This window comes from Zarconia navalis LEGE 11467, assembly GCF_015207075.1.
Taxonomy (GTDB): domain Bacteria; phylum Cyanobacteriota; class Cyanobacteriia; order Cyanobacteriales; family Geitlerinemataceae; genus Zarconia; species Zarconia navalis.
The window spans coordinates 1-10,986 of sequence record NZ_JADEXN010000116.1 but is presented as its reverse complement, the minus strand read 5'-3'; the positions used below and the strand labels follow the sequence as shown (position 1 = coordinate 10,986).

Genomic DNA, 10,986 nt, shown 5'->3' with positions numbered 1-10,986 from the left:
CTTCCTAAGATTGCGGGTCGTCATTCGATTTTGCGGCACTATCTTCAGCGCGAATCTCTACGGGGGTATTGTTCGAGAGTTTTTGCACTCCAGAGGAGACGATGCGATCTCCCGCTTCGACACCGGAAACGACTTCGTAGGTTTGGTCTTGAAGAGAACCCAATTGGACGGGAACTTGAGAGACGACCAGAGATGGCTCTTGGGAGCGATCGTTTTGGGAGGATTCGGGATCTTGAGAAGATTCGGGATCTGGATTGACGACAAACACAAAAGCTTGGTCGCCAATGCGCGTCACCGAGGCAAAGGGCACGGTAATGCCTTCTTCCTCTTCCCAAATCACCCTAGCTCGTACCAGTTCGTCCGTACGCAGTTCCCCGAGAGCGTTACCGTACAGAGCCTTGACTTGAACGGTTTGGGTGTCGGAGTTGGCTTCCGGGGCAACGAAGGAGACTTGGCTGATACCGATGGCAGCTCCTGTGGGGTCGAGCAGTTCGACGGTCATTCCCTGGCGGATGCGGGAAGCCTCTTCGATGGGAATATCGAGCAGGACTTCTAGGGGTTGATTTTGGTTGACCGTTGTTAGGTCGCTTTGAGGCGTGACGTAATCTCCAGCTTTGACGGGCACCTCTCCGATAACCCCATCAAAGGGCGCTCGGACGTTGTAGTATCCCAGTTCTACCGCCCCTTCGTCCACTTCGGCTTCTGCTTGCACGACTTGTTCGTCGATGGTGGCGACGTTAAGGGCCGCGGCGGCAATTAACTCGTTTTGGGTGGCCATTTGAGCATCGAGGGTGGCCTGGCGGCGATCGAGATCTCGCTCGGCTGTCCCCACGGCGGCTTCGGCCGAGCGAACTGCGTCGGCTTGATTGGCAACATCGGCTTCGGCTTGTTGGATATCCCGCACTGCTTCGTCGTAGCGTTCCCGAGCCACAGCCCCACCCTCTGAAAGTTCGCGATACCGCTTTTCTTCTTTGCGGCTGTAATCGAGTACGGCTTGCCGCCGTTGCAGTTCGGCGCGCTCGGCGGCAACCTGAGCGCGAGCGTCATCCACGAGCGATCCTTCGGAAAGATTGGCTCGTTCGGCTCGGATGCGCTCTAGCTCTCGTTCTTCTGCTCTGAGGTTGGCGACCGCGTTGGCGCGGCTGGCTTCAGTTACCCGGACGGCGGCTTCGCGCGAGCGGACGTTGGCTGCTTGCTGGGACGAATCGATGGCGAATAACGGATCGCCTTGGACGACAAAATCACCCAAATCGACGAAAACTTGGCTCACCTGACCGCTCACTTGGGGGCGAATCTCGGCGACTTGCTCGGCACGCAGGCGAGCGTTGAAGATATCGCTGCTCTCCACGCGATCGAATTGAACCCTCGTGACTTCTACCGGCACTGGAGGCGGTGCTGCTGCTTGCGGCTCTCCCCCACATCCACTTAAAAAGACGAGAACGATCGAAGAAATTGCCGCTCGAAGCGGTGGGGAAGTCTGACCCAACATGAGCTGTTATACCGTAAAGTTTTTGAGCGATCGACAAAGCTAAATATTGCAGCATCTTAACCAATTTAGCGAGAAAGGTAAAGTCTAATTCGATCGTTTTTTTGTATCGATCTTTAGATAGATAATAATAGATAGATTTCGAGTCGAATCTATCTACTTTTGGATAAAAAACCTTAGATTGACGAGTTGTCAATCTAAGCTAAGTCGATCTCTAAAACTCTAAATTTACGAGATTGACCTATCCGTCTTGAAGTCTTGAGTACTGAATCTGGTTGACTGAAAAATGGAAATGCTTGGAGTTGTCAGAACTTCAAAAAACTCAAATCTGCTAGAAATCGTATATTCGAGGTTATTTGCGCCTTCTATGAGAAAATATAAAGCCCGCAAAGGATAATTTTCCAAAATTTTCTCGGTCACTTATTGGGATGGAGGGTTGTGGCGCGCGATCTAGAAATTTTGCGACTCATCAGAGAGTGATGAGTTTTTGTTGTTTGGGACTATGATGTCGGAAAACGACATCTCCTTGCAAGTAGGCACTTCAAAGTTTGATACGTACTCGCTGGTGCGCGAGATCGACAACCCTGTCGTTGGCACTCAGGAATACGGAAGCACTCAGATGAGTAAGAAACCGCTGACGACCGACGGCTCAAGTGCTGAAAGCTTATTCGAGTCTAGAAGCCCGAGTTGGCAAACCCCAGAATCTCGTGGCACAATTTGAGGATAAAATCGAGTCAAATTTACCCTATCGATACTGCAATTCGGGATGGGGAGCCAAGTCGCCCCCGATCGTCCGAACGGCTGAGCGAGCAGGCGATCGCTTTGACGCAAGTTTCAGCTCTAATTCGTCAAAATCGCGCCCTTCTCACCCATCCATCGATGTTTCCAGACGGAGATAGATAGCGGTACGTTTGCCACTCGACTTTCGAGAGCGTCCCGATCGGAGTCACCCCATTGATGAAGCCTAACACTGCGAAAAAACTCTTCTCCATTGCCGGAATCTTCGGACTATCTTGTTTGGGATTACAAGGTATCGCCCGAGCCATATCCGTTGGAGAAGCTGGAATCGACGCGCGCCGGCTGCACGAACCCCCCTATAACCTCAGAGGTCGCAAAATTGCCATCGGTCAAGTAGAAATCGGCAGACCCGCTCAATTCGGTCTGGATAAATATACACTGCCCGATGGCGGCACGGCACCCACCGGCGTGTTTTTTCGCAATAGCCCCGCGAGCAGCGACACCAACTTAGACGGTCACGCTCAAAGCGTTGCCGGTGTGATGGTCAGTTCGGCAAAAGCCGTACCGGGGGTGGCTCCCGAAGCGCGACTCTACTCCGCTGGAGCTGCCCTGGGGATGGGGATGAACCGCCAAGAACAGGAATGTTTGACCGCTCAGCACGTGGCCGAACAAAATGGCAACGACGTGCGCGCCATTAACTTCAGCTTTGGCGAACCCCTCTATCTCGATCCCCGACCCGATGCCCAACTCGACGGACAAGCGCTCCTCACCCTCTGTATCGATTGGTCGGCATCCGCCCACAACGTTCTGTACGCGATCGCCGGAAACCAAGGTAGCGGCGGCATTCCTATCCCCACTGACAACTTTAACGGTATCAACGTCGCTTTTTCTCGCCAGGAAGACGGAGTTTTTAGTCAGGTGGATGTTTCCAACTTGGGAAGCGTCTTTACCGGAGTGGAGAGTCGGTTGGTGGGTTTAGAAACCAACGTTGACGGTCGTCGCTTGGTCAATATTCTCGCTCCCGGTCGAAATGTCGATTTAATCGATCGCGATGGTACGGTTTCTCAAAATACCGGCACCAGTTTCGCCTCTCCCCACGTAGCCGCCACTGTGGCGCTATTGCAGGAATACGGCGACCGCCAGCTCAGTAGCCGCCAACCCAACTGGAGTTTGGATGCTCGCCGCCACGAGGTGATGAAAGCCGTCATGCTCAACTCGGCCGAGAAAGTCGCAGATAACGGTGACGGTTTGCTCCAAGATATGACCCGCACCATTATCGATAAGCAGAGCGGCAATTGGTTCGCATCCGATGCCCATAACGATCGAGTCATTCCCTTCCACGGCGATATGGGCACCGGACATCTCAATGCCTTTCGCGCCTACGAACAGTTCAGTCCCGGTCAGTGGAAGTCCAGCGCCCCGGTTCCCCCCCGAGGCTGGAATTACGATCGGGTCACCGCAGGAGAATTCCGAGATTACATTTTAGAGCAACCCCTTCAAGCTGGCAGTCACGTGGCTGTGACCTTAACCTGGAATCGAGTGGTAGAACTCAATGACACCAATCGCAACGATCGCTATGATGAGGGAGAAACCTTCGTCGATCGGGGCTTGAACGATCTCAACGTGTATCTGATGCCCGTAGAAGAGAACAACACAGCCGATAGTATTTGGTCTTCTGTTTCCTCTGTCGATAGTACCGAACATGTATTCCATGCCGTTCCCGAAACCGGGCGCTATAAAATCCGCGTTGAATACAAACGGCAGATCAACGATGAAAGTCAACCTTATGCCCTCGCTTGGTGGACGGTTCCCGCCCAAAATTAGAAAAGTAGGGAAAGCTGGCGGAGAAGTTTGCAGCACAGATCGGACTCAACAGCAACTAGACTGTCTTGACATTCGGTTTTCAACCCCGCGTGACAGCTAGATTTCACCCGTGCGAGCGAAACTATTCATTAGGCAAGTCAAGGCTTCGGACATGAAATGTCAACAGAACCCAATCATTCAAATTTGAATAGTACGTTATGAAAGATCTTCCCCCCGAGCGTCGCGATGATTTCAAACGCCTCGAAGTGTTTATCTATCTCATTCCAGTCTTTGGTTTTCTGCCAGCATGGTGGACGCTATATCGGGGTGAAGCTTCTGCCGCAACGAGATCGGCTTGTCGGTTGACAGTGACCCTAGCGTTAATTTGGCTTTCAGGGTACATTTTGTTAGGAATGAGTGCTCGGAGTGCGGAATTTCCAGTACTCCCGCTGGAGATTGCTAATAGTGTGTGGACGACCACCTATTTTTTAGTTAACTTCGGACTAATGGTGCGTTTGTGGCAGCGAAAACCCCTGTGGCTACCGGGATTTGAGAAAATCGGCAAGCGCCTGCCTTAAAAAAGTATTGTATTTCAGTGGAAAGGGTCATCTATAACGTCCCAAGAATCATTGAGTGTGAGGAATCCAGTGCCAGTTCAGAATCGTGTCAACAAAACTCAAAACCCATCCAAGAACGAGCGTTCGACACCCAAAAACCTCCCGAAGTCGGGTGTGAGAAATTGGCTGTGGTTGGGGGCGGGATTGGCTGGGGTGGCGATGCTCTCCGCTACTGCCGGGGCGTTGCTGGCCGTCTCCCTTTCCAGCACGCCGCTCATGCAGTCCAAACTCTCGGCCCAAGAGCTAGAGGTCTTTAGTTCCGACGATTTGGCGCGGATGAATATGAAGCTGCCGGAACTGACGCGACCGGTCAATATTTTAGTCCTGGGCACGAAAGTCATCACCTCCGATGTGGATTTACCTGCCACGGAGTCGGGTTACGAACCGTTGGTGAATTCTCTTGACGGGCTGTCCGATAGTATGCTCTTGGTGCGTTTCGATCCCAAGGACGGTAAGTTGAGCTTGCTATCGATTCCGCGCGACACCTACAGCTGGATCGAAGGGGTGGGAGAAACCAAGATTAACGAAGCGAATCGGGTGGGTGGACCCGCACTAAGTGCGAGATCCGTCAACGAACTGTTGGGAGGAGTGGGCATCGATCGCTACGTGCGCATCAACATTCAGGGCATTGAAAAGTTAGTCGATGCGTTAGGCGGGATTACGGTCTACATTCCCAAAGATATGAAGTATACCGATAATACCCAACATCTGTATATTGATTTGAAAAAAGGAGAACAACATCTCAATGGAGAAGAAGCGCTCCAATTTCTCCGATTTCGCTACGATACTTGGGGAGATATCGGTCGCATCCAACGCCAGCAAATGCTGATGCGAGCAACCATCGAACAAGCTCTCAATCCCAACACTCTGGTGCGGATGCCGCAAATTCTGTCCGTGATTCAAGACCATATCGATACGAATCTGAGTGTCGAAGAACTGGTGGCGTTGGTGGGTTTTGCCTCAGATATGACGCGGGAAAATACCCAAATGCTGATGTTGCCAGGAGAGTTTAATAATCCGACTTCTCCCAATCATCCCAGCTACTGGCTGCCCAACTACAGCCAGATCGATGAAATGATGGCAGCTCACTTCGATCGAGGCTATCAATCGGAACGGGCGCTGGCGATCGATCCGGCTTATTTGCGTATTGCCATTCAAGATAGCACCGATCGACTCAGGGCTGTCGATGCGTTTGTCGAGAAACTCGGCGATGGCGGATACGGAAATATCTACGAAGACCGCTCTTCGATTCCACCCCTAGAAGAGACTCGTATTATCGCTCAGTCGGGAGATGTGAAAAGTGCCGAACGCCTGCGCCGCTTGCTCGGATTTGGGGAAGTGCGAATTGACAGCACTGGGGCGATCGAATCGGATATCACCATCCAAATCGGACGGGATTGGTTGGAGCGCCAAGAGTCTTATCTCCCCCCAGATTTGTGGTAAGCGCGATATTACGGATTTTTAAAAAGCGTGTATTTGAGGTAAGAACCCGATCGATTTGAAAAGCATCGAGCGTACGATAGCAGTAGCACGAGCCAATCAAATCGAGTTGAAACTATTTCTGGGGGACACCGTGAATATTCCATCGATCGTTTTTGCCAGTCTGATTACCTCCGGTCTCGGTGCGGGACTGGGGGTCGCCGCCGCCGAAATTGCCCCTTCCGGTCGCCCCACCTGCACCCATGCTCGATACGCCCTTGTTGGAGCGGTAGCCGGATTGACCATCGGAGCCGCTCAAGAGTGCGTGCGGGGACTGAAAATACAAGCCGACCTCGAAGAAATCCAGCACGATAGATCGACTCGAAAACCTTAAAATTACAGCGTTTTTTACCAATGGTAGACCCCAAATAATTGAAAGGGGACGCGCACGGGCCGGGTCGGCACGGGGGCACGACCCCTACAGACCCCTACAGTCTCAACGTCTTTTAAAATTTTTTGAGTCCACTGTTTGTGGGGTCAATGTTTCTGTAAGCCGCGATCGAAGCCCTTAGTTTTTTGCAGCCTGCGGCAAACTTGTCGTACTCGCCACTAGACCTTGACGAGTCAACCAGTCGATCGCTGTTTGGTAAGACTTATCTTTCGAGGTGGCGACGATATCTCGCGTCAGTGCCTCTGGCTCGATCTCGAAGTCGGGGGTAATGCCCAACTTGTTGATATCTTTGTGACTTGGGGTTTCGTATCGAGCGACGGTGACGGCTAAGCCCGCGTTATCGGAGAGGTCGAATAGAGATTGAATCAGCCCTTTGCCGAAGGTTCGAGCACCAACTAAGGTCGCTCGCTCGTTATCTTGTAAAGCCCCGGCTAGAATTTCGCTAGCGCTGGCAGTCCCTTGATTGACTAAGACGACTAAGGGATCGTCCGTTAGAGCCGAATCGGTGGCTTCAAAGCTGCCTAAAATAGCCTGTCGGTTAACGGTATAGACAATGGTTCGATCTTCAAGCCACAGACGAGCGATTTCAATGCCTGCTTGCAGTAATCCACCGGGATTGTTGCGTAAGTCGAGAACGTAGGCATCCGCACCTCGTTCTTCCAAATCTTCTAAGGCGCGCGTCATTTCTGAAGTGGCATTGGCACTAAACTGAGTCAGGCGAATGTAACCCACCTGTCGATCGGTTTTGTCATCGAGGGTTCGCAAATCCGCATAGACGGGATTGATGGCAATGCGATCGCGCACGAGATCGAGATCTTTAATCTGTCGGTCGGAGTGCCGCTGTACTCGCAAGACCACATGAGAGCCAACCGGGCCTCTCATACGAGTGGCGGCTTCCTCTAGGGTAAGTTGCGTTGTCGGCACGCCATCGATATTGAGAATGAGATCTTTGGGTTGAATTCCCGCGAACTCGGCTGGCGTACCTGCAATCGGGGCGATCGCTTCGAGATTTTTGGTCTCGGAATCGATGGCAATTTGCAGCCCCACTCCGGTTAGTTCGCCGGAGGTACTCACTTGCAGTGTTTTATATTGCTGAGGTCTCAGGAGGCGAGTAAAGGGATCGTCGAGACGAGCCAACATTTTTTCGATAACATCGTAGGCTTGTTGGCGATCGGTCATGCGCTCCTTGAGAGCTTGCTGGCGCACCCGCCACCAGTTTTGGTGGTTGAAAGTATCGTCAACATAAGAGCGATTGACAATGCGCCACACTTCTGAAACAAGTTTTTGCTCTTCCGTGAGAGCAAGAGCCGGTGGACTCCACCAAAACACTCCGACTACAATTTGTAGCACGACGATGAGTCCAACCCAGAAAGCTCGTTGACGCATAATCCAAACCTTAATTCAAGAGTATTGAGCGATCGCCTGTGTCTAGTGTGCCAGAGGGATGGAAAATTTGCTCGGAGAAATTTTACCACTTCTCATATTTCCCCAGAGGCGAGGGAATGAGCTTTGCTCGGACTCGGACGGGATTTTCGCTCTCCGAGAAGGCAATCGTTGCCACCAATTAGGTTAGAGCCTGTCAAGTTGTGTTACATTTTCTATAGCAAGATTCACGATCTACTGTAAATGTTTTCCAAACAGGTAACTGATTCCAAAGTCTACCAGTGGTTTGAGGAACGTCTGGAAATTCAGGCGATCGCCGACGATATCACGACGAAGTACGTCCCACCTCACGTTAATATATTCTACTGCTTAGGCGGAGTGACGTTGGTGTGCTTCCTAATCCAGTTCGCCACTGGATTCGCCATGACGTTTTATTACAAACCCACGGTTACCGAAGCCTTTACCTCCGTACAATATCTAATGACGGATGTGAATTTCGGTTGGCTCATCCGCTCGATCCATCGCTGGTCTGCCAGCATGATGGTTTTGATGATGATTCTACACGTTTTCCGAGTTTACCTCACCGGTGGTTTCAAAAAACCCCGCGAGTTAACCTGGGTGACCGGTGTCGTCCTCGCGGTGATTACCGTTTCTTTCGGAGTCACGGGCTACTCTTTGCCCTGGGATCAAGTGGGATACTGGGCTGTCAAAATTGTCAGCGGCGTTCCCGATGCCATTCCCGTTGTCGGCGGTTTGATGGTGGAAGCGATTCGGGGTGGCTCGAGCGTCGGTCAAGCGACCCTAACTCGATTCTACAGCCTTCATACCTTCGTTCTGCCTTGGTTGATTGCCGTCTTCATGCTGCTGCACTTCCTCATGATTCGCAAGCAGGGAATCTCCGGTCCGTTGTAAATTGATTTGACTCGATGTGGGAAAACCCAAAACTGGGAAAATTCCAAGATATCAAATTCCAGTTTTAGACACTTCACCGCCAATACGCTCTTAAATCAGGAGAACACGCATAACGATGTCCACCTTGAAAAAGCCGGATCTTAGCGATCCGAGTCTCAGAGCTAAGCTTGCCAAGGGAATGGGCCATAACTACTATGGCGAACCCGCTTGGCCTAACGACCTTCTGTACGTTTTTCCAGTGGTAATTCTGGGAACGCTTGCCTGTGTCGTTGGCTTAGCCGTACTCGATCCTGCAATGATTGGAGAACCTTCCAATCCTTTTGCAACGCCTCTGGAAATTTTGCCAGAGTGGTACTTATACCCTTCATTCCAACTTTTGCGCACGCTTCCGAACAAGTTGCTCGGAATTGCAATTACCTCGGCGATTCCTTTAGGTCTGATGCTGATTCCGTTTATTGAAAACGTGAATAAGTTTCAGAATCCGTTCCGCCGTCCGGTTGCAACCGCCGTCTTCCTTTTCGGAACCCTCGTCACCTTGTGGCTGGGAATTGGAGCAACTTTCCCCTTAGATGAGTCCTTAACTTTAGGCTTGTTCTAATCAGGGCGATCGATATCGAGTGACGCGCGCGTTACCTTTGTCAACGTCTTTTCTAGTTAAAAAGCCGCGCGAACGTGCGGTTGTTCCGACTAGAAGAGGCGTTGATTTTTATGGACTCTCCAGGGTCGATCTTGACGATTGCAATATTGGGCTGGCAAGGGACGGTCACCTTAGCCTGTATTGCCACCGCCACACCCAACACGGACATCGTGAAGATCGACTGAAGGGATCGGGAGAAGCGATGTTTCTCTCCCAGACTCACCGATACTGATGTCCTAGCTTATTTTTGTTGCGATCGTCTATCTGTCGCCATCGCTTTTCCAAAGGGGATAGACTAGTAAGTAGGTCGGTGAAATTAGACTGAGAATACTTTTGAGTTTGTGTAAGGGTTTTTGACGAAGCAATTTTATCGCAATTCTCGAATTTGTGAGGTACACCCAAATTCTATTCCCTATTCCCTATTCCCCATTCACCATTCCCTCAACCCAGAAACTTTGTACTTCACGAGTTTGAGAACCGCTATATATTGAATTTGTCCCACCTACTTAGTGAAGTCAAGTCGCGATCGCGTACATCCTAGTTGCAAGTTGGAAAAAATGCGAGAACGAGTGTTTGACTGTTCCTAATAGCAGAGATCGCAACAGGTGCATCGGGAAAGTTTGCCCCAAAAGTTTTGACGAGAATCAAGGCGATGATAGATGTAAAAAGTGGTTCGAGACCGACTAAAGATATTTTTGTTTTTCTCGAAGTGTTTTCTGGTGAAGGGGGTATTCAATCCTATGTTAAAGATATTCTTCGCACCTATGGCAATCTAGTTTCATCCAACAAAGCACGCACCGCAGATATTTTTTTGTTGCGAGATAGCCGTGGATGTATCAATCCCCTGGACGATCGCCCCCTCGCAAAACCCAGTCCGCTGACATTTTATTATCTACAAACCCAGCCCCTGTGGTTGGGACGCATCAGACTCGCCGCGACGCTACTGATTCAATTGTTACGGGAAAGACCCGATCGGGTTTTTTGCGGTCACATCAACCTCGCTCCTCTGATTCGGATTTTGTGCGAGCCCTTGGGCATTCCCTACACGGTTTTAACCTACGGTAAGGAGGTCTGGGACCCCCTACCCAAACTGCATCGAGATGCCCTACAACAAGCCCAGAGCATTTGGACGATTAGCCGCTACAGTCGCGATTTGGCCTGCCGTGCCAACCAGCTCGACCCGCAAAAATTTCAGCTTCTTCCCTGTGCGATTCAAGGACAACTCTTTACTGCGGGCCCCAAACCACCTCATTTAATTGCTAAATATGGTCTAGAAGACTCTAAAGTGCTGATGACTGTCGCCAGACTGTGGTCGGGCGATATTTATAAAGGAGTTGACGTTACCATTCGATCTCTGCCAAAGCTCTTACAAAAATTTCCGGATGTCAAATATTTAGCCATCGGGCGGGGGGACGATCGACCGCGTTTGGAGAAACTAGCAAAGGATTTAGGGGTCGCCGATCGAGTGATTTTTGCCGGGTTCGTTCCCGACGAGGAGTTACCCGACCACTACCGAGTGGCCGATGCCTATATCATGCCC

9 protein-coding genes are annotated in these 10,986 nt (G+C 51.0%); 7 read left to right on the top strand and 2 right to left on the bottom strand.

Annotation, left to right across the window (positions count from 1 at the left end):
• Nucleotides 1-4: 4 nt before the first annotated feature.
• A complete protein-coding gene (locus tag IQ235_RS08320; RefSeq protein ID WP_264321015.1) occupies nucleotides 5-1,489 on the bottom strand; it encodes an efflux RND transporter periplasmic adaptor subunit in 1,485 nt (494 codons plus the stop codon).
• A 954-nt stretch (nucleotides 1,490-2,443) separates the two neighbouring features.
• Between IQ235_RS08320 and IQ235_RS08315 the strand changes: the two genes are divergently transcribed.
• From IQ235_RS08315 to IQ235_RS08300, 4 genes are all read left to right on the top strand, one after another.
• Nucleotides 2,444-4,048 carry a S8 family serine peptidase gene (locus tag IQ235_RS08315; protein WP_264321014.1) on the top strand — a complete coding sequence of 535 codons (1,605 nt, stop codon included), beginning with the start codon at nucleotides 2,444-2,446 and terminating at the stop codon, nucleotides 4,046-4,048.
• 197 nt (nucleotides 4,049-4,245) lie between these two features.
• Nucleotides 4,246-4,605, top strand: a complete 360-nt coding sequence (locus tag IQ235_RS08310) for a hypothetical protein (protein ID WP_264321013.1) — start codon at nucleotides 4,246-4,248, stop codon at nucleotides 4,603-4,605.
• A 69-nt stretch (nucleotides 4,606-4,674) separates the two neighbouring features.
• Nucleotides 4,675-6,087, top strand: coding sequence for an LCP family protein (locus IQ235_RS08305; RefSeq protein ID WP_405196656.1), 1,413 nt, complete (start codon nucleotides 4,675-4,677; stop codon nucleotides 6,085-6,087).
• A gap of 55 nt (nucleotides 6,088-6,142) precedes the next feature.
• On the top strand, nucleotides 6,143-6,457 hold the full coding sequence (locus IQ235_RS08300) for a hypothetical protein (protein ID WP_264321012.1): 315 nt from the start codon (nucleotides 6,143-6,145) through the stop codon (nucleotides 6,455-6,457).
• A gap of 174 nt (nucleotides 6,458-6,631) precedes the next feature.
• On the opposite strand, the gene ctpA is transcribed toward IQ235_RS08300, so the two are convergent.
• Nucleotides 6,632-7,900 (bottom strand): carboxyl-terminal processing protease CtpA, encoded by a 1,269-nt coding sequence (gene ctpA, locus IQ235_RS08295; protein WP_264321011.1) that lies wholly within the window; start codon nucleotides 7,898-7,900, stop codon nucleotides 6,632-6,634.
• 240 nt (nucleotides 7,901-8,140) lie between these two features.
• On the opposite strand from ctpA, the gene petB reads away from it, so the two are divergent.
• The 3 genes from petB to IQ235_RS08280 all read left to right on the top strand — a co-directional run.
• The gene (gene petB, locus IQ235_RS08290; protein WP_264321010.1) at nucleotides 8,141-8,809 is read left to right on the top strand and encodes a cytochrome b6; all 669 of its coding nucleotides are present in this window, start codon (nucleotides 8,141-8,143) and stop codon (nucleotides 8,807-8,809) included.
• A 115-nt stretch (nucleotides 8,810-8,924) separates the two neighbouring features.
• Nucleotides 8,925-9,407 carry a cytochrome b6-f complex subunit IV gene (gene petD / locus IQ235_RS08285; RefSeq protein WP_264321009.1) on the top strand — a complete coding sequence of 161 codons (483 nt, stop codon included), beginning with the start codon at nucleotides 8,925-8,927 and terminating at the stop codon, nucleotides 9,405-9,407.
• 691 nt (nucleotides 9,408-10,098) lie between these two features.
• On the top strand, nucleotides 10,099-10,986 hold an 888-nt coding region (locus tag IQ235_RS08280; protein WP_264321008.1), incomplete at its 3' end, for a glycosyltransferase family 4 protein.

Bases quoted from the DNA above. Each gene is read 5' to 3' on its own strand.
- IQ235_RS08320 (WP_264321015.1), bottom strand. From the start codon at position 1,489: ATGTTGGGTCAGACTTCCCCACCGCTTCGAGCGGCAATTTCTTCGATC.
- IQ235_RS08315 (WP_264321014.1), top strand. From the start codon at position 2,444: ATGAAGCCTAACACTGCGAAAAAACTCTTCTCCATTGCCGGAATCTTC.
- IQ235_RS08310 (WP_264321013.1), top strand. From the start codon at position 4,246: ATGAAAGATCTTCCCCCCGAGCGTCGCGATGATTTCAAACGCCTCGAA.
- ctpA (WP_264321011.1), bottom strand. From the start codon at position 7,900: ATGCGTCAACGAGCTTTCTGGGTTGGACTCATCGTCGTGCTACAAATT.
- petB (WP_264321010.1), top strand. From the start codon at position 8,141: ATGTTTTCCAAACAGGTAACTGATTCCAAAGTCTACCAGTGGTTTGAG.
- petD (WP_264321009.1), top strand. From the start codon at position 8,925: ATGTCCACCTTGAAAAAGCCGGATCTTAGCGATCCGAGTCTCAGAGCT.